Consider the following 17,926-nt stretch of genomic DNA (forward strand, 5'->3'; position numbering starts at 1 on the left):
AGAATAGGCCACTTTACCCGATGTGTGCCCCGCCATGGAGCAGGAATTGCGTGCTTGCACCCGCCTGCCCGTGATGGCCCATCCCTCCGATCTGGACTGTGCTATGGATTATGAATTTCGCCGCGACCCGTTTGGTGGCTATCGCGCCCGGTTCTCCATGGGCCATGAAGCCATCGGTCAGTGGCTGATCGACGAGGTTGGCAAGGATGAGGAGAAGCTCGACGAGCTCTTCTCCATCATTGACCAGCTCTCCAACCGCACCCGAGTCGAATACCGGCTCAACGGCGGTGACTACTCCCTGCTGCTGACCCATGAAGAGGCGGAGGTGAAAGCCAACGCCCTCAATATCGAGCTGGGTGAGGATCTTGACGATCTCGCCTACTACGATGATGAACAGCTGGCCATGTGCGGGCTGGAAGATTTTGCCCAGGTGCTCACCTCCTGGCGCGCCTTTATCCGTAACGAGGATATGGGCTGATTGACCGAATGTCGGATTACTATGTCGGGCAAACGTGCCCTTTTGCCTAACTCAACAGGATTGACTATGTCTATTTACGATTTTGATGACGAACTGCCGGAAGAAGAAGAACAGGAATCCACCAAGAAAGCGGCTGCACCTGCCAAGAAGAAAGGCAAGCAGGTGATGAACACTCAGGTCAACCTGAGCCCGCGCGATGCCAGCCGCCTGAACGGCATGCACGTTGAAGCGATCGCCACACTGGACGACGTCAGCCTGCCGAAGAACGTCATCTTCAAGGCAGGCCTGATCGCCCTGGGCGAACTGGAAGCCAGCAAGCGCGCCGATATCATCGCCCGCGTGATCGCAGAATCAGGCCGCTAATCGCCCCTGAAGGCATAAAGAAAGCCGGAGCCACTGCTCCGGCTTTTTTTTTCCGCCCAGGCACTCTCAACGGCAATCGATCCCCTTTCCGGCTCGGGAGACCAGTTGGTCATAGCGACCATCGGCACGGGCGGCAGCCAAGGCATGATTGAAGCGCTCAAGCAGGCTGGCGGCCTCCGGGTACTGCCGTGAAATGATCAGATAAAAAGTGTCGCTCTGACGAAAGTGGGGCAATGCCTGCAGATGGCAGGGGTCGCCAAACAACTGACGGCTGGCATCCCGGGTCACCGTCTCGTTCATCGGCAGCAGATCGATCCGTTTGCGATCCAGCAATTGCAGGCACTGTGCCAGGGTCTTGGGGCGCTGCAGATCCAGCCCGAAACGCTTGATCACCCCGTCGGCATGGCTGGTACTCCACCCCAGCGGAATACAGACACGCAACCCTTGCCAGCGGCCAGCCTGAATGGCCTCGCTCCCCCGATAGGTGAACCAGGAGAGGCGATCAATATGAATGGGAGCACTGTAGTGGAAGAGCTTGGCCCGCTCGGCAGTCCAGGCGTAGGGGAAGGTGGCCGCAACCAATCCATTGCGGGTCAACTGATAGCCGCGGGGCCAGGGCAGGTAGTCGACCTGGAGCTCTCGATACCCGGCCTCTTGCAGCAGGGTCGTCACCAGCCGGGTGCTCTCGCCACCTTCAGGTAGTGCCTTGCCGGTATAGGGGGTGAACTCACCGGTCACCAGCAGCAAGGGTGCGGCCTGCAGCCAGACACACCAACAACACAACAACCACAGACAGTGCTTCATCAGCTGCTCTCCCTTTACCCTGTTGATGAGTATAGAGAAGGGATCCGACCACCTCCTGCGCGGTTGTCCTGCTGACGCCCTCTTGTTAAGGTTGCCGCCTGCCTCGTTCAAGGAGATCCAATGTTACCCCTCCCCGACTCATTTATCTGGGGCGCGCTGGCACTGGCCGTGCTGCTTGCCCTCTTCCGCCAGCGTCTTCCCGCCTTTGCCCTGCTGGGACTCTCCCTGCTGCTGGCCCTGTGGCTTGACCGAATGACGCTACCCGCCCTGCTGGTCTCGTTCGCAGGATTACTGCTGGCGTGGCGTGCGCCAACCCTCCCCGCCCGCTGGGCGATGGCGGCCAGAGTGGTGCTGATCCTCTGGGCGATTGCGCTGACCCTGCACCTGATCCCCGGCTTCAACAATCTCAAGGTGCTGGATCAGGCGCTGGCAGGCCCCGCCAGCGTGCCGTTCAACATGTATCTGAACCTCGACAAGCCGCTGCTGCTCTTTGGCTTGCTGCTGGCCTGCCCGATGCTGCTGGGCAAGGGGGGCGCAATCCGCTGGCGCCTTTTGGCCCTGTTGCTGCTGCCGCTAGGTGCCCTGCTGGTCATCGCCTGGCAGTTGGGGGCACTGAAACCGGAAGTGGGTCTGCCCCACTGGTGGTGGCTGTTTGCACTCAACAACCTGCTGTTCACCTGCGTGGCGGAAGAGGCGCTGTTTCGCGGCGCGATCCAGCAGGAGCTGACCGAGCGTTACCGCCCCTGGATTGGCATCGTCGTGGCCGCGCTACTGTTCGGAGCCATCCACCTGCCCGGTGGCCCGCTGCTGGCGCTGTTTGCGACCCTGGCAGGCTGCTGCTATGGCCTGGCATTCCAGCTCAGCGGCCGTCTCAGCGTAGCCATCGCAGTACACTTCGCCTTCAACTTCGCCCATCTGGCGCTCTTCACCTACCCGCTGGCCCACCGCTAACTTCTGAAGGCGCCTGACACGGGCGCCTTCCCTCGCCCCCCTCTCTCTTTAAGCGTGCTGCCTCGCTCGCTTTACATCTCCACAAAGCTCCAAACAAAACCAATTCATTTACTTGTAACCAAAATGTAAACAAACTGACCTCTGCATTCGCCATAAAAGTCACTTTCCATTGCCCTGCAACCAAAAGGATCCTGTGATGCAGAAAACCCTCAGTTATGCCGCCCTGCTGCTGGTCAGCCAGTTCCCGCAACTGGCACTGGCCGATACCGATGTCTACCTCACCAACAACAGTCCTGAACCGCTCCAGATCGACATCCGCCAAAGCGGCAGCGGCCAGCTGCAACCCGGCAGTCAGTGGAGCCAGCACCGCACCGAGCTGGGCCCGTGGGAGAGCGCCATGGTACTCAGCTTCAATCGCTATGAGGGGGTCAAGGCGGGCAAGAGCTATCTGTTCGAAACCCGCGTGACCACAGCGGGTGGCGACGTCTATCGGCTCAACCAGCTGATGGAGGGAACCTGGTGGAACACCACCTTGCAGCACGGTGGCGAGACGCCAACCAGCGCATCCGGCTGGCAAAACGATCGGGCGATCCACCGTGTTGCGGGGCCACAAGATCTGGCCTTTGCCGCCAAGTTCACCGGCCGTTACGACGATTTGCACTATATGATCACGCCTCCCCAAAAACGGGAGCAACCGGAACCGGCAGAAAACAGGCTCAAGGTGGCCAGCTACAACGTCTGGGCACTGCCGGTGATCGCCTCCAGCATCGGTGAGCGGTTGACCTTGCTGCCTGATTATCTCAAGGGCTATGACGCCCTACTGCTGCAAGAAGTATTCGATGGCCGCCGCGAGGGCTTTTTGCAGGCGCTGGCGAAAGAGTACCCCTACCAGACCAAGGTGCTCGACAAGCCCGGGATCAACGTCCACGACGGCGGCGTGGTGATCGTCAGCCGCTATCCCATAGTGCGAGAGGCCCAGCTGGTCTATCCCCAATGCACCGGTACCGACTGCTTCGCCGACAAGGGGGTGATGTACGCCGAGGTGATCAAGGGGGGCAAGGCGTGGCACCTGTTCGCCACCCACACCGCCAGCTTTGACACCGACGAGGCGCGCAAGCTGCGCCAGATCCAGTTCGGTCAGATCCGCTCTCTGGCAGCCAGCCTCAAGATCCCGGCCACGGACACCGTCATCTATGGCGGCGACTTCAACGTCAACAAACGCAAATTTGCCGATGACTACGCCAACATGCTGGCCAATCTGAACGCCCATGAACCTGCCTATGGCGGCTATACCGAAGCCACCTTCGATCCCAGGATCAACCCCTATGCCGGTGGCCCGCTCTCCGGTGGCGCCAACGTCGAGTATCTGGACTATCTGGTGGTGAGCCGGGAGTACGGCAGCGCCAGCCACAACCTCAACACGGTCTGGATCCCGCGCAGCAGCGATGGCAGCCTCTGGCCCGCCAGCAACCTCTCAGACCACTTCCCGGTCAAGGGAGAGATCAGCCGATGACTCGCCGTTACGGGATACTGGCGCTGGCGATCCTGACCCTTTTGCTGGTGAATCTGGGCTGGCAGGAAGAGCAGTCCCCGATATCGCCAGAACGGTCGGCGACGCCTTCTCCGGCCGATGTGCAGTTGCCAGCAGAACCGGGGAGCCCGCCTCCCCGCATGTCAAACGCTGAGGGGATGGATGGCAAAAGCAAAGAAGTGCCCAGCAGCTGGCAGGCGATGCCGGATGAACTGATCAACCAGCTTGCCAGCGAGATCAGCGACAGCGAGTTGCCGCTGGCGCAGCGTGTGAGCAATCTGGAAGCAACAGAGGCCGAGTGGCTGAACGAGGGGGAGAGTCTGATCCGGTTACAGGGGCGCTATGCCCTGGCGCTGGATCAGTTGGCGCAAGAAAACGAGCAGTTGCCGCTGGCCGAGCGGCTGGACGCCCTCAGCCGCTTGCAGGACCGGTGGGCAGCGGATCATCCGGATTTGGCGGTGGAGCTGTTCAACCCGGATGCCCGCCTGCAGCAAGCTCGTCAGCTTTGGGGAGATGAGGATCTGGCCACCCTGGCCCGCCACTTCCTGCCCGCAGAGCAGGCTGAAGCCACGCTGGCGTTTGCCGGGGCGCGCCAGCAGCAGCTCGATCAACGCAGCCGCTACCAGCGAGAGCTGGCCGAGCTGGAGCAGCAACTGGCGACCAGCCAACCGCAGATGGATCCTGCGCTGTGGCAACAACACAAGGAGGAGGTGTTGAGCCAGTGGCGTCGTGACTTCTTCGCGCGGGAGCAAGGCAAACCCTGAGGTCAGCGCTTGCCCTTGAACTGCTTGACGCTGCGTTTGGCCTGAGTACGGCGATTGGCCTGCTTGTCACGCGGGGGGCGCTTGCCCTCCCCGCTGGCAGGCTGGTCGGTAACCGGGAATCCCACCAGATCGCCCAACGGCAGCTCGCGGCCTGTCAGGGTGCGGATAGCTTGCAGCATGTCACTCTCGCCATGGCAGACCAGCGAAATGGCCAACCCCTCGCGGCCAGCCCGGGCGGTACGACCGATGCGGTGTACGTAAACAGGGGCGCTGGCGGGCAAGTCCAGATTGATCACCACCGGCAGCGCCTCCACATGGATGCCGCGCGCCATCAGGTCGGTGGCCACCAGCACCCGAATTTTGCCCTCTTTGAAATCGCCGAGCGCCTGCTCGCGCACCGCCTGCTCCTTCTCGCCATGAAGGGCGGCCACCGCAATGCCCGCCTTGGCCAGCTTTCTGGCAACCCCGTCGGCATCATCCCGCGCACTGATAAAGACCAGCACCTGCGGCCACGCCTGCTCCTTGAGCAAGCTGATGAGCGCCGGGACCTTGCTGCTCTTGTTGACCAGATAGAGCCGCTCTTCGATCTCGTGCACCACGCTGTTGAGGGGGTTGGCCTCGATACGGGTAGGCTCGCGCAGCAGGCCGTTGGCTAGCGCCTCCAGCTCGGCAGGCAAGGTGGCGGAGAAGAGCAGGGTCTGGCGATCCGCCGGAATAAAGCCGAGCAGCGCCTTGATGTCGGGAGCAAAGCCCATCTCCAGCAAGCGATCCGCTTCATCCAGCACCAGCAGTTGCAAACCATCCAGCCCCAACAGTTGCTGGGTCAGCAGATCCCGCAACCGCCCCGGCGTGGCCACCAGCAGCTGTGGCCCCTGCGCCAGTTCGGCCTGTTGCCGCTCCTGCGCAACGCCCCCACACAGCGTCACGATACGCAGCCCCAGCGCCTCGGCCCCCTCTTTAAGCGCGGCAGTGACCTGAGTCGCCAGCTCGCGGGTTGGCACCAGCACCAGACCCAGCACCTGACTGGAGGAAGGATCCAGCCGTTGCAGCAGCGGCAAGCCAAACGCCAGCGTCTTGCCGCTGCCGGTCTGGGCCAGCGCCAGCAGATCCTGCCCCGCCAGCGCCGCCGGAATCGCCAGCTGCTGGATGCGGGTCGGCGTCTGCAAGGTGGCGGGCAAAGAGGCAAGCAGAGCAGGATGAAGGGCAAGTTCGCTAAAGGTCATGGCGCTACGTCAACAAAGAAGTGGGAGGCGAAGTCTAGTGAGCGGGGGCCGAGAAGTAAAACCCTATCCATGATGGCCTGACCGAGGGGCGCTGGCGACGGGCTGACTACACTTTAGCTGACCCATCACCAAGAGAGACACGCCATGACCAGACACATCCCCCTTCTGCTGCTCGTGGTCACCCTGCTCGGCAGCGCCACCCTCGGCCTGTCGCAGACGCCGGGGAACGATGCTGCCCCCGAGCCGCCGGAACCGGTGCGCATCCTGAATGCTCACCTTGGCGAGCTGCCTGGGCTGATCAATGCCGACAAGACAGGCCCCTTTGTCGATCTGGTACACGCCATCGATGATCTCTACCCCGATGTGACCATCAAGATCACCATCTACCCCATCGCCCGTGCCATGGCTGGGGTGATCTCCGGCAAGGCTGACCTGGGGCTGCCCGCCATCCGCAACCTCAAGGATATCGATATGCTGGCTTATCGTTTCAGTACTCGCAGTTTTGGCAAGGTTGCCCATGTGATTTACAGCAATACCAGTTATCCAGTCACCACGGATATGGCCTATGGCATAGTGCCCACCAAACGGGATCTGCTGATCGAGGCCGTACCCGACTATATGCCCTTCCCGGTGCAGCGCTCGATGAGTATCGAGCAGTCACTGCGCAAGCTCTCACGCGGCCGTATCGACGCCTTTGTCTGGGCGCAAGAGGAGGCCGACCTGATGCTCAAGCAGCTGGGGCTGACCAATATCAGGCGAGAATTTTTCGGAGATTTCGAGGATGTCTTCATCATCCAGAAAGGGGCAGCAGGTGATGAGATGGACGAATTTCTCCGGCAAGCCATCGATCAGCTGGCTGCCACCGGCAAACTGGCCGAGATCTACGAGAAGATCCACCGCCCCTATGTGGAGTGGCAACCCTCCCCAACCGCCAAGGCTGAACCGGCGACCACCCCGCCAGCTACGCCCTGAACGGACAATTCCCGCATAAAAAATCCCGCCGAAGCGGGATTTTTTATGGCTTGCAGCCTTACAGCACGGCCAGCGCCGCAGCGTAGTTCGGCTCGTCGGCCACTTCGGCGACCAGCTCGCTGTGCAGCACCTTGTTGTCACCATCCAGCACCACGATGGCGCGAGCGGTCAGACCGACCAGCGGGCCGGAAGAGAAGGCAACGCCGTAATCTTCCATGAAGGCTGCACCGCGCAGGGTGGAGAGGGTCACTACCTTGTCCAGACCTTCGGCGCCGCAGAAGCGGGACTGGGCGAACGGCAGATCGGCGGAGATGCACAGCACGACAGTGTTCTCCAGCGCGCTGGCCTGCTCGTTGAACTTGCGCACAGAGGTCGCGCAGGTCGGGGTATCGACGCTCGGGAAGATGTTCAGGATTTTGCGCTGACCGGCAAAGCTTGCCAGGGTCACATCGGAGAGATCCTTGGCCACCAGGGAGAAGGGCTTGGCTTGCTCACCGGCGACCGGGAAGTGACCAGCGACGGAAACCGGGTTGCCTTGCAGAGTGACTGAGTTGCTCATGTGTTATGTCCTTTATTGGTGTAGTAAAAATCCGGGTGATCAGTATAGGGGCGGCGGGACCAGACAAACACCCGCGAAGACAAGGGATATAAAGGGGTTGACCTTGGACTTAACACCAAGGTTTAGACTCCTTCTCAGTAATCAGGGATCTCGCAGGGGCGGGATCCATCAAGAGGGACTCATCATGAGCAAATCCTGCTGCAATCATCAGCACGCCGCCCCCATCAAGGCCGTCAGCAAGGCGGCCCCCGGCCAGAGTGAGCATCACCACGATAGCCACTGCTGCGACAACACCACGCCCGTCAGTTGCTGTTCAACCCAGACGCCTCATGAGCACGCATCCCGTGACGGCAATGAATCCCCCGGGGATGAAGAGCCTCCCCGAGGAGGCTGTCACGCTCAAGTGTGCTGCAGCGCCCCCTTATCGCCAGCTCACGAGCATGAGCACGATATGCCACCTGCCGACCCTCTGGTTGCGCCTGCGCAAGGTAACAGTCGCCACAGCTGGCAGGTGATGGGAATGGATTGCCCCAGCTGCGCCCGCAAGATCGAGACCGCCGTCAGCCGGGTGAGCGGCGTGCAACAGGCGCGCGTGTTGTTTGCCACCGAGAAGCTGGTAGTGGATCTGGCCCCCGGCCTCTCCCCCGATCCCGTCACCGCCGCCGTGCTGGCCGCCGGTTTCCAGCTCAAAGGGGAAAGCGCTGAAAAGCAGGCAGCTGGCCGCAAGCAAGCTTCACAACAGCCCCTGCAAGGCAATCTATTCGGTAACTTTTTGGGCAAATATTGGCAGCCCCTGTCACTGGCCGGCCTGATGTTGGTCGCCGCCCTGCTGCCGAAAGAGCTCGGTCAGCCACTCTTTACCCTGGCGACCCTCTGGGGTCTGTGGCCCATCTCCCGCAAGGCGTGGGCGCTGACCAAAAGCGGCTCCCCCTTCGCCATTGAGACCCTGATGACGGTGGCCGCCCTAGGCGCCCTGTTCCTCGGCGAAACCGCCGAAGCGGCCATGGTGCTGCTGCTCTTTATGCTGGGGGAACATCTGGAGGCCTACGCCGCCGGGCGCGCCCGGGCCGGGGTGACCGCCCTGATGGCGCTGGTACCCGACAAGGCGCTGCGCATCCGTACCACTGCCGAGGGCGAGGTGCGCGAAGAGGTCGGCGCCGATGAGCTGCGTCCCGGCGATATCATCGAAATCGCCCCGGGTGCCCGCCTACCTGCCGATGCCCGTCTACTCGATGAGCTCGGTGCGTTTGACGAAAGCGCCCTGACCGGTGAATCCATTCCGGTGGAACGCCGTCAGGGTGACAAGGTGCCGGCCGGCAGTCTGGCTGCCGATCGAGTGCTGCGCCTTGAAGTCGTCTCCGAGCCCGGCAACAACGCCATCGACCGCATCCTGCACCTTATCGAGGAAGCAGAGAGCCAGCGCGCCCCCATCGAGCGCTTTATCGACCGCTTCAGCCGCTGGTACACCCCGGCCATGATGCTGATCGCCCTGCTGGTCGTCATTGTTCCACCGCTCGCCTTTGGCCAGAGCTGGGACGAGTGGATCTATCGCGGGCTGGCGCTGCTGCTCATTGGCTGCCCTTGCGCGCTGGTCATCTCCACCCCGGCAGCGGTCACCTCGGCGCTGGCCGCCGCCACCCGTCAGGGAGCGCTGATCAAAGGGGGGGCCGCACTGGAGCGACTGGCCCATATCGATACCGTCGCCTTTGACAAGACCGGCACCCTGACGCTGGGCAAGCCGCAGCTGACCGAACTGGTGAGCCTCAATGGCCAGCCGGAGACCGAGTTGCTGGCGCTGGCGGCTGCCATCGAGCAGGGCTCTCACCACCCGCTGGCCCGCGCCGTGGTCGCCAACGCGACCGAACAGGGGCTGACGCTGGCGGAGGCCCGCGACCTGCGCGCCCTGCCGGGCATGGGCGTTGAGGGACGCATCAACGGTGAACTGTGGCAACTGCTGGCACCGAGCCGGGTGGCGACCCTGAATGCGGAGCAGCAGACCCGGATTGAGTCGCTGGAGCGGCAGGGCAAGACCGTTGTGGTGCTCTGCCAGAGCAGCGGCGACCAAGCGCTGCCGGTCGCCCTGCTGGCGCTGCGGGATCAGATCCGGCCAGAAGCCGCCACCGCGCTGCAAGAGCTCAACCGGCTCGGGCTCAACAGCATCATGCTGACCGGGGATAACCCCAACGCTGCCGAGGCGATCGCCACCGAGCTGGGCATGGGCTGGCGCGCCGGTCTGCTGCCGGAGAACAAGGTAGAAGAGATCGCCAAGCTGGCCAGCACCCGGAAGGTTGCCATGATCGGTGATGGCATCAACGATGCCCCCGCCATGAAGCGGGCCAGTATCGGCATCGCCATGGGGGGCGGCACCGATGTGGCGCTGGAGACCGCCGATGCGGCGCTGACCCACAACCAGCTCGGTGGCATCGCCGCGATGATCCGGCTGTCGCGGGCGGCACTGGCCAATATTCACCAGAATATCGCGCTGGCACTGGGACTGAAGGCCATCTTCCTGGTCACCAGCCTGCTCGGCATCACCGGACTGTGGATTGCGGTGCTGGCCGATACCGGCGCCACCGCGCTGGTAACCGCCAACGCCTTGCGGCTGCTGCGCAAGCGTTAAGCCAGCCAATGGTATCCCAGCCAAAAGCCGTCCCCCAACCGGGACGGCTTTTCTTTTTCCTCTCACGGCACCCCGTAAAAGAAAAAGCGCGCCTGCCGGTCGGCAGTCGCGCTTTGCTTACTCTCTCGGAGTTATCCCACCCTTGGCAAGGTGGAATTCAACCCGGGGGTGCCGAGCCATCCCCCGGACTCAATGGCTTGCTTACTTGACGCTGCACTCCTGAATGACGGCTGTGCCCGCCTTGACGCCAGCCGGGTCAACCTTCACCAGCACACTCCACAGCCCCTGCGGCAGGGTGATGCTGTTATTGGCACTGCCCCCCTTGGAGAAGGCGAACGAATAGCCGGTTTCAGCGTTCACCGCACCGCCACCGTTGAGCAGGTACTCCTTGCTCCAGTCCTCGTTGGCCACCTTGAACTCGGTGCTGCCGGCGTAGTTGAACGCCGCCTGATAGATGGCGAGATCGCCGTCCATCCCCTTATAGCTCAGCTGGTACTGGGGCTGGGCATTCCAGCCTGAAAGCTCACCCTTGACGAACAGGTTGTAGCCGAGCGGATTGCCCGCCACAGTCTCCAGCACCTTGCAGCTCTGCACCGGCTCGGTGAAGCTGACGCTCAGGGTCGGTTTGTCCTTGTTCATGGCGGTAAAGACAAACTTGTAGCTGCCTGCCTTGGCCAGATCGACACCGATATTGCCGGTTTCTCCCCCCTTGCAAAGGGTCAGCGGAGTGCCGACCACCAGCTTGTCACCAGCGTTGCAGCTGCCGTAGTTGACCGGCCCCCAGCTGGCGTCAGCGATCTTGACGTTGGTGGTACCCAGCTTGTCGGTGCTCACCTCGGTAGTGAACTCGTACATGAAGTTGCCGCTGAAGGTCATCTGGTTGGTGTTGCCCCACTCATCGAGGAACCCCTTCAGATAAACATCGGTGTTGCCAAACGGTGGCAGGGTGCTCAGGTCGGTCTTCTTGCTGACCGGCAGGCCCGCGCCCTGTGCACCAGACTGCGGCTTGACGAACACGGCGGCAGACCAGGCCCCCAGCGTCAGCTGGCCGTTATCATAGGCGGCGCCGCTAGCGATGCTGTCGACTGCGCGATGCTTGCTGCTTAGCACCATACCGCTCAGATCGATCGGCTGATCGTTGCCGTCACGGAAGTCGCCGATGCTCTGGCTCTGGTTGCTGGCGTTGATCATCACCACCAGACCGTCGATGGCCGGATCCAGATCCGTCCCGGCACTGACGCCATCATCCACCGTCATGACGATAAGGCCGGGCACCTGATCCGGGCCGGTATTGCGAAAATCAACCCGCTTGATCACCTCGGCGCCACTGCCCAGACGCAACAGACGGGAAGAGTTGCGCAGCTCCGCCAGCTCCTGATAGAAGCTCACCATCTGCGCCATCTCGGCCGAGCCCGGCTTGGCATGCTTGCCGAGCACCTGCTCAATCAGCGGATAGTTGTCGCCATCCTTGTCCTTGCGCGGCAACCCCTTGTCGAAGTTGTTGTCGCCCAGGGTGTAGTCGACCTTGTTGTACCAGTCGCCCGAGTCATAGCTGTCCCGCTCCATGGATTTGGAACGCAGCAGCTCGACACCGGCGTGGGTGAAGGGAATGCCCTGACCCAGCATGGCTGTCGCCAGCGAGACCCCCTGCATCCGCACCAGATCGGCTCCGGCAGGCGCCTTGTAGATCAGGTTGTCGAACAGGGTCTGGTTGTCGTGCTTGTCGACATAGTTCTGCACTTCCACCGGATCCTGGGCATAACCGGCAGGCTGACCGTTGTAGTCGATCTCGGCGCCTTTCTTCGGCATGCCATCCTTGTCGGTCAGCACGAACTCCTTGAGGTTGCCCGCCATGCCGAGCCGCACCAGATCGGACTGATGCAAGGCCGTCGCCAGATCCACCTTGCTCATTTCGTTAGGATCGACGAAGGCACCGTTGCCAAAGCCCTGGGTCTTGCGAATGGTATCGCCACCGTCGAACGGACTGCCGCCGCGCACTGCATCGCGCAAGCGGTCAGAGAAGGAGCCGATACCGGTACCGCCCAGATGCTTCTGGGTCGCCTGCACGAAACGCTTGTCATCCTGCACTTCGCCGAAGTTCCACCCCTCGCCGTAGAAGTACATCTCGGGATTGACCTTCTTCACCGCGGCCAGCGCCTGCACCATCTGATCTTTCGGATGGTGGCCCATCAGGTCGAAGCGGAAGGCGTCGATCTTGTAGTCGCGCGCCCAGGTGACCAGAGAGTCATCCATCAGCTTGGCGAACATGGCGTGTTCCGGCGCCGTGTTGGAACAGCAGGTGGAGTTCTCCACCGAGCCGGTCTCCGGATTGAGGCGCTGATAGTACCAGGGCACTATCTTGTCGAGCACCGACTTGGGGCCGAGCCCGGATTCGTTGGTATGGTTGTAGACCACATCCATCACCACGTTCATGCCGATGTTCTGCTTGATGGCCTTGACCATCTCGCGGAACTCCAGAATACGTTTGGTGCCCTCGGCGTTGGTGGCGTAGGAGCCTTCCGGCGTGGTGTAGTGGTAGGGATCATAACCCCAGTTGAAGGAGTCGACGCCGCGCAGATAGCCGGAGAGCTCCTGCACCTGCGGATTATCCTTGCTGTCGCCCCCTTGCAGGTCGGCCAGCACATCTCCCACGGTCTGACCGCCACCGCAATAGCCACCAAATCTGGATGTTTTCACATCCGGATTGACCTGACAGAGCTTGCTGAAGTCATCGCCGAGATTGGCTACCTTGGCCGGATCCTCGTTGACGGTAGCGATATCGAACACCGGCAGCAGGTGCAGGTGGCTGACGCCGCTTTTGGCAAGCGCTTTCAGATGGTTGACCGGTACAGAGTCGGGCTGGGTCAGACCGACAAACTTGCCGCGCTTCTCTTCATCGGTGGAGGCATCGTTACCGGTCAGGTCGCGAATATGGGCCTCATAGATGGTGATGTCGGCGGGGCTCTGCTGGCTATGTGGCGCCTTGAGGCTGTCCCATCCTTCCGGTTTCAGGGCCGGATCGTCGAGATCCACTACCTGACTGAACTCGGAGTTCATCGCCAGACTCAGGGAGTAGGGATCGGTCACCTCGTAGTGCTCAACCTTGCGGCTCAGCGGATGGTAGACCTCCATGTCGTAGCGGTAGAACTGGCCGATCAGCTCGCTGCCCCCTTCGTAACTCCAGCTGCCGCTGGCGCTGTCGAAAGTCATGGCCACCTCACCACTCTTCTGGTGGCTGGCGTTGTAGAGGGCCAGCTTGACCGACTTGGCGGTCGGCGCCCAGAGGCGGAAGGTCACCCGGTTGCCTTCCACCACGGCGCCATAGCTCAGCTTGGTCGCCTCGGGAGCATAGAGCGCATCGAGGGCACCGGCGCTCTGCACCAAGGTGGCTCCTTGCAGGATACCGTCGGCATCGGTGCCGATAGCCACCAGTTCCCCCTTGAGCAGGGGCTTGAGATCTTTACCGGTTGGCAGGGCAAAAGCGGCGGCATCCTTGAGATGCGGATATTTGGCCTGCTGCTCGGCAGTGAGGCTGGTCGCGGTCAGGCTGATATAGGGGAAATCGAACACCCCATCGGTATTGGCCTTGATAGTGCCCGAGTCGGTGTAATAGAGGCGAACGTGGGGCTTGTCCTTGCCCCCTTGCCAAATCAGGGTATTGCCATCGATAAGATGAGCGCTGGCCCCCGCCACGCCAAAGGCGGCGGTAAAGGCTTCGGCACGGCTGCCAAACAGATCTTTCTTGCCCGCGACGATGGCCACGGTGCGATCCGGGTGCTCACTGAAGATCACCTTCATATCGCTGCCGGTCAGGTTGGCCAGATCGCCGTTGCGGGCGATAAAGTTGATGCACCCTTCCACATTTTTGAGCGGAACGACCCAGGCCGGACCAAAGCTGTCGGCGGTGGCCGGTGTCTTGCTCTTGTCATCCCACCCGGTATTCAGGCCGCTATCAGCGGTAGCGTTACAGGCATCGTTGTTCCAAAGGTGCAGGCTGTGGCTGTCAAACGGTGCCTTGGCCCCCTTGGCTGCCGACTGGGTATCCACCAGCGCAATGACCACCTGATTATCGCCGGCAACCAGCAACTCTTTCGGGGGATCCATCTTGGGCAGACGAGCGACAGGCCCATCGGTGACTTCAGGTGTAGGCGGTGTAGGGGGGACGGGGTTCACACCGGAGGCATCAGAGCTGTTGTCATTACAGCCAGACAAAAGCGCGAGCAGTGAGGCTGTTACCAGCGCCACTTTGGTCTTTTTCATATCCATATTTTTATAATTCCCGCTGTAGTTAGTCTCGATAGTCGAGCACCCGGTCATTGCCAGGCGGTGCCATATTAATCAGCGGCAATCGATTCAAATGTGAGCGGAAGGGCAAAAAACCCATCCAGTTTCAACAAGATAACGTTTTCAGACTGAAACTTCGATCCGGCTCACAGACCTCGTAGCCATTTGGCCTCATATCTGGAAAACGGCAGTCACGGGGTCAGAAAAGCAATGTCTGATCAAGTGGATAGACAAGGAGTAAACAATGAAACGGATTGAAGAGCAGGCAAGACGACTCGATCAGGAGTATCAGGCGATCGGGCAGCTGTTCGACCAGTTTTGCCAGCAGGCTGGCACCCTGGCCGAGCAGTATCACTTCTTCAACTGGCCCGATTATGAAGACTCGCCCCCGCTGAGCCGCGCCTTCACCCTGCTGGGGGCACCCCGCGAACTGCGGCTGCGCTGTCAGCCCGGTGAGCGTTCCGCCCTCAATGGCCTGATCCAGGTAGTCTCGGAGGATGGCACCATAGATGCAAGCCTCGGGTTTCGCGCCGATGGTCAGCTGCTGCTGGAGTCCGGCAATCTGCTGGACAACCCGCCCGGACTGCTGCTCAAGCTGCTGCTCGGCGCTGTGTGGCAACACAAGCCCCAGGATGAGATCACCGGGCAGCCGCACTGACGTCAGGGAACCAAGGCACTGAAACCAAGGGGGCCAACGGCCCCCGTTATTTATCCTGTTCGCTGGCGATCTCGATGGTCACATGCACCAGCTCTTCATGGATCGCCAGCCGTTCGCGGATCTGCTGCGCCGGTAGCGGATTGACCATCAGCAAAGAGAGCACGCAGGCATACTGCTGCTGCCCTACCCGCCAGACATGCAGATCGCGAATATCAGTGCCCGGCAGTTCGGCGATGACCTCGCGAATCTCTGCTACCAGCGGGGTATCCATCTCAGCATCCAGCAGCACCCGACCGGAGTCGCGCAACAGGCCCCAGGCCCACACCGCGACCAGCCCGGCACCCACTATGCCCATCAGCGGATCCAGCCAGTCAGCGCCCCACAGCATGCCCCCCACCAGCGCCAGAATCGCAAGCACGGAAGTGGCCGCATCCGCCAGCACGTGGATATAGGCGGCGCGCAGGTTGAGATCCTGATGACCGTGTTGATCGTCATGGTCATGATGATGATCGTGGCTGTGATGCTCATGATGGTGGTCATGCCTATGGCCGTGGTGATGGTGGCCGTGATCATCCTTGAGCAGCCAGGCACAGGCGAGGTTCACCAGCAGCCCCACCAGCGCGATAGCGATCGCCTGTTGATAGTGGATCGGACTGGGATCGAGCAGCCGGAACACCGACTCGAACAGCATCAACCCGGCTACTCCCACCAGCAACAGGGAGCTGGTGAAGCCACCCAGCACCTCGATCTTCCAGGTGCCGAAGCTGAATCTGTGGTCGCGGGCGAAGTGGCGGGCGGCGCGGTAGGCCAGCACCGAGAGACCGAGGGCCAGCGCGTGGGAGCTCATGTGCCAGCCATCGGCCAACAGCGCCATGGAGTTGTAGAACCAGCCGCCGCCAATCTCCGCCACCATCATGATGACGGTCAGCAATACGGCCCAGCGGGTCTTCTGTTCGGCCAGCGGATTGCCCTCGTGGATGACGGGTTGATGGCAGTGGGATTGAGCGAGGGATGACATGGATTTCTCCTGAGAGCGATGATGCAATATACTATACCCCAGTATAGTTTTATTGATCGAGAGGATCCGCCATGTCCCACACCATTCACGACAAAAAGAAGCTGCTGGCACGGGTGCGCCGCATCAAGGGACAGGCCGGTGCGCTGGAGAGCGCGCTGGAGCAGGAGAGCGACTGCACCGCCATTTTGCAGCAGATCGCCGCCATCCGCGGCGCCGTCAACGGCTTGATGCTGGAGGTACTGGAGGGACACATGCGCGAGCATCTCGGCGCCCCCGATGCCACCCCGGCCGAGCGGCTGGAGGATCTGGATCAGGTGGTCAGCGTCCTGCGATCCTATTTGAAGTAAGCAGGATCGCGGCGCCATCCCTTCAGGCTCGACCAGCGTCAGGCTTGAGCCACCGCCAGCTTTGCGCCATGATGTCCAGCCCGGCTGACCGCCGGTTTTACTGGACAGTCAATTTCAAGGATCCCCCATGTTTGAACACGTCGATGCCTATGCTGGCGACCCCATCCTGACGCTAGTCGAGACCTTCCACAAAGACACCCGCGAGCAGAAGGTGAACCTGGGGATCGGCCTCTATTACGATGAGCAGGGCCGCATTCCGCTGTTGCCGTCGGTGCAGCAGGCCGAAGCCCAGCGCGCCGCCGCCCCGGCCCCGCGCCCCTACCAGCCGATGGAAGGCGCCGCCAACTACCGCACTGCAGTGCAGCACCTGCTGTTCGGTGCCGACCATGAAGCGGTCAAGGCGGGACGTATCGCCACCATCCAGACCATCGGTGGCTCAGGCGCGCTGAAGATTGGCGCCGATCTGCTCAAGCGCTACTTCCCGACCTCCGAGGTGTGGGTCAGCAATCCCACCTGGGACAACCACAAGGCGATGTTCGAGGGAGCCGGCATCAAGGTGCATGACTACCCCTACTACGATGCGGCCACTGGCGGCGTGCAGTTCGATGCCATGATCGACTGCCTGAGCAGCCTGCCGGCCAAGAGCATCGTGCTGCTGCACCCCTGCTGCCACAACCCGACCGGGGTGGATCTCTCCCGTGCCCAGTGGGATCGGGTGATCGCACTGGTGGTCGAGAAGAACCTGATCCCCTTTATGGATATCGCCTATCAGGGCTTCGGCGACGGGCTGGAAGAGGATGCCTACGCCATTCGCGCCATGGTGGCTGCAGGCGTCAGCTTCTTCGTCAGCAACTCGTTTTCCAAGAACCTCTCCTTCTACGGCGAGCGCTGCGGCGGCCTGTCGGTCATCTGCAAGGATGCCGAAGAGGCGAGCCGCGTACTGGGCCAGATGAAGGCCACCGTGCGCCGCAACTACTCCAGCCCTCCTACTCACGGTGGCCAGATCACTGCGGCAGTGATGAGCCAGCCCGAACTGCACGCCCTGTGGGTCGATGAAGTGACCGAGATGCGCACCCGCATCAAGGCGATGCGCCAGAAGCTGTTCGAGGTGCTGAGCGCCAAGGTGCCGGGCCGCGATTTCAGCTACTTCATCAACCAGCGCGGCATGTTCAGCTACACCGGCTTCACGCCGGAGCAGGTAGATCGCCTGCGCGAAGAGTTCGCCGTCTATCTGGTGCGCTCCGGTCGCATGTGCGTAGCTGGCCTCAACAGCCGCAACGTCGACTATGTGGCTGACGCCATGGCGGCGGTGCTCAAGGGCTAATCCGCATCAGCCCCGCTTTGGCGGGGCTTT

Annotated in this window: 15 protein-coding genes; 10 read left to right on the forward strand and 5 right to left on the reverse strand. The window is 61.7% G+C overall.

Annotated elements, in window-relative coordinates; genetic code table 11:
- Nucleotides 1–103 precede the first annotated feature (103 nt).
- Nucleotides 104–478, forward strand: a complete 375-nt coding sequence (locus WBR25_RS18275) for a YacL family protein (RefSeq protein WP_026034971.1) — start codon at nt 104–106, stop codon at nt 476–478.
- Nucleotides 479–544: 66 nt separating this feature from the next.
- Entirely contained in the window at nt 545–841 is a 297-nt protein-coding gene (locus WBR25_RS18280) for a hypothetical protein (protein WP_201994757.1), read from the forward strand.
- Nucleotides 842–907: 66 nt separating this feature from the next.
- Here the strand turns inward: WBR25_RS18280 and WBR25_RS18285 are convergent, their stop codons facing one another.
- Complete coding sequence (locus WBR25_RS18285; RefSeq protein WP_005348858.1) at nt 908–1,645, reverse strand: substrate-binding periplasmic protein; 738 nt, start codon at nt 1,643–1,645, stop codon at nt 908–910.
- A 120-nt stretch (nt 1,646–1,765) separates the two neighbouring features.
- Between WBR25_RS18285 and WBR25_RS18290 the strand changes: the two genes are divergently transcribed.
- The 3 genes from WBR25_RS18290 (at nt 1,766) to WBR25_RS18300 (ending at nt 4,891) form a co-directional block, all read left to right on the forward strand.
- On the forward strand, nt 1,766–2,596 hold the full coding sequence (locus tag WBR25_RS18290; RefSeq protein ID WP_429118771.1) for a CPBP family intramembrane glutamic endopeptidase: 831 nt from the start codon (nt 1,766–1,768) through the stop codon (nt 2,594–2,596).
- Between the two features lie 196 nt (nt 2,597–2,792).
- Entirely contained in the window at nt 2,793–4,109 is a 1,317-nt protein-coding gene (locus WBR25_RS18295) for a sphingomyelin phosphodiesterase (protein ID WP_479748846.1), read from the forward strand.
- Nucleotides 4,106–4,891 carry a hypothetical protein gene (locus WBR25_RS18300; protein ID WP_479748847.1) on the forward strand — a complete coding sequence of 262 codons (786 nt, stop codon included), beginning with the start codon at nt 4,106–4,108 and terminating at the stop codon, nt 4,889–4,891. Before WBR25_RS18295 ends, WBR25_RS18300 begins: the two co-directional genes overlap by 4 nt.
- A 2-nt stretch (nt 4,892–4,893) precedes the next feature.
- On the opposite strand, the gene WBR25_RS18305 is transcribed toward WBR25_RS18300, so the two are convergent.
- Nucleotides 4,894–6,114, reverse strand: a complete 1,221-nt coding sequence (locus WBR25_RS18305) for a DEAD/DEAH box helicase (protein ID WP_479748849.1) — start codon at nt 6,112–6,114, stop codon at nt 4,894–4,896.
- Between the two features lie 144 nt (nt 6,115–6,258).
- Between WBR25_RS18305 and WBR25_RS18310 the strand changes: the two genes are divergently transcribed.
- Complete coding sequence (locus WBR25_RS18310; protein WP_429041824.1) at nt 6,259–7,086, forward strand: ABC transporter substrate-binding protein; 828 nt, start codon at nt 6,259–6,261, stop codon at nt 7,084–7,086.
- A gap of 58 nt (nt 7,087–7,144) precedes the next feature.
- Here the strand turns inward: WBR25_RS18310 and tpx are convergent, their stop codons facing one another.
- Nucleotides 7,145–7,645 (reverse strand): thiol peroxidase, encoded by a 501-nt coding sequence (gene tpx / locus WBR25_RS18315; protein WP_005341463.1) that lies wholly within the window; start codon nt 7,643–7,645, stop codon nt 7,145–7,147.
- A 184-nt stretch (nt 7,646–7,829) separates the two neighbouring features.
- On the opposite strand from tpx, the gene WBR25_RS18320 reads away from it, so the two are divergent.
- Nucleotides 7,830–10,265: a zinc/cadmium/mercury/lead-transporting ATPase gene (locus WBR25_RS18320; RefSeq protein ID WP_479748851.1), complete on the forward strand. Its 2,436-nt coding sequence runs from the start codon at nt 7,830–7,832 to the stop codon at nt 10,263–10,265.
- A gap of 201 nt (nt 10,266–10,466) precedes the next feature.
- On the opposite strand, the gene pulA is transcribed toward WBR25_RS18320, so the two are convergent.
- The gene (pulA, locus tag WBR25_RS18325) at nt 10,467–14,531 is read right to left on the reverse strand and encodes a pullulanase-type alpha-1,6-glucosidase (RefSeq protein ID WP_479748853.1); all 4,065 of its coding nucleotides are present in this window, start codon (nt 14,529–14,531) and stop codon (nt 10,467–10,469) included.
- A gap of 262 nt (nt 14,532–14,793) precedes the next feature.
- On the opposite strand from pulA, the gene WBR25_RS18330 reads away from it, so the two are divergent.
- The gene (locus WBR25_RS18330; RefSeq protein ID WP_479748855.1) at nt 14,794–15,207 is read left to right on the forward strand and encodes a hypothetical protein; all 414 of its coding nucleotides are present in this window, start codon (nt 14,794–14,796) and stop codon (nt 15,205–15,207) included.
- 46 nt (nt 15,208–15,253) lie between these two features.
- On the opposite strand, the gene dmeF is transcribed toward WBR25_RS18330, so the two are convergent.
- The gene (gene dmeF, locus WBR25_RS18335; protein WP_323906451.1) at nt 15,254–16,225 is read right to left on the reverse strand and encodes a CDF family Co(II)/Ni(II) efflux transporter DmeF; all 972 of its coding nucleotides are present in this window, start codon (nt 16,223–16,225) and stop codon (nt 15,254–15,256) included.
- 71 nt (nt 16,226–16,296) lie between these two features.
- On the opposite strand from dmeF, the gene WBR25_RS18340 reads away from it, so the two are divergent.
- Nucleotides 16,297–16,572 carry a metal/formaldehyde-sensitive transcriptional repressor gene (locus tag WBR25_RS18340; RefSeq protein WP_005340299.1) on the forward strand — a complete coding sequence of 92 codons (276 nt, stop codon included), beginning with the start codon at nt 16,297–16,299 and terminating at the stop codon, nt 16,570–16,572.
- Between the two features lie 127 nt (nt 16,573–16,699).
- The gene (locus WBR25_RS18345; RefSeq protein ID WP_252412568.1) at nt 16,700–17,896 is read left to right on the forward strand and encodes an amino acid aminotransferase; all 1,197 of its coding nucleotides are present in this window, start codon (nt 16,700–16,702) and stop codon (nt 17,894–17,896) included.
- Nucleotides 17,897–17,926: the final 30 nt, after the last annotated feature.

It is taken from the genome of Aeromonas sp. MTB, assembly GCF_056632455.1.

What these genes read in the sequence shown, in the direction of transcription:
- WBR25_RS18285 (WP_005348858.1), bottom strand. Translation starts at nt 1,645, where the DNA reads ATGAAGCACTGTCTGTGGTTGTTGTGTTGTTGGTGTGTCTGGCTGCAG.
- WBR25_RS18305 (WP_479748849.1), bottom strand. Translation starts at nt 6,114, where the DNA reads ATGACCTTTAGCGAACTTGCCCTTCATCCTGCTCTGCTTGCCTCTTTG.
- pulA (WP_479748853.1), bottom strand. Translation starts at nt 14,531, where the DNA reads ATGGATATGAAAAAGACCAAAGTGGCGCTGGTAACAGCCTCACTGCTC.
- WBR25_RS18275 (WP_026034971.1), top strand. Translation starts at nt 104, where the DNA reads ATGGATTATGAATTTCGCCGCGACCCGTTTGGTGGCTATCGCGCCCGG.
- WBR25_RS18345 (WP_252412568.1), top strand. Translation starts at nt 16,700, where the DNA reads ATGTTTGAACACGTCGATGCCTATGCTGGCGACCCCATCCTGACGCTA.
- WBR25_RS18295 (WP_479748846.1), top strand. Translation starts at nt 2,793, where the DNA reads ATGCAGAAAACCCTCAGTTATGCCGCCCTGCTGCTGGTCAGCCAGTTC.
- tpx (WP_005341463.1), bottom strand. Translation starts at nt 7,645, where the DNA reads ATGAGCAACTCAGTCACTCTGCAAGGCAACCCGGTTTCCGTCGCTGGT.
- WBR25_RS18340 (WP_005340299.1), top strand. Translation starts at nt 16,297, where the DNA reads ATGTCCCACACCATTCACGACAAAAAGAAGCTGCTGGCACGGGTGCGC.
- WBR25_RS18320 (WP_479748851.1), top strand. Translation starts at nt 7,830, where the DNA reads ATGAGCAAATCCTGCTGCAATCATCAGCACGCCGCCCCCATCAAGGCC.
- WBR25_RS18330 (WP_479748855.1), top strand. Translation starts at nt 14,794, where the DNA reads ATGAAACGGATTGAAGAGCAGGCAAGACGACTCGATCAGGAGTATCAG.
- WBR25_RS18300 (WP_479748847.1), top strand. Translation starts at nt 4,106, where the DNA reads ATGACTCGCCGTTACGGGATACTGGCGCTGGCGATCCTGACCCTTTTG.
- WBR25_RS18280 (WP_201994757.1), top strand. Translation starts at nt 545, where the DNA reads ATGTCTATTTACGATTTTGATGACGAACTGCCGGAAGAAGAAGAACAG.
- dmeF (WP_323906451.1), bottom strand. Translation starts at nt 16,225, where the DNA reads ATGTCATCCCTCGCTCAATCCCACTGCCATCAACCCGTCATCCACGAG.
- WBR25_RS18310 (WP_429041824.1), top strand. Translation starts at nt 6,259, where the DNA reads ATGACCAGACACATCCCCCTTCTGCTGCTCGTGGTCACCCTGCTCGGC.
- WBR25_RS18290 (WP_429118771.1), top strand. Translation starts at nt 1,766, where the DNA reads ATGTTACCCCTCCCCGACTCATTTATCTGGGGCGCGCTGGCACTGGCC.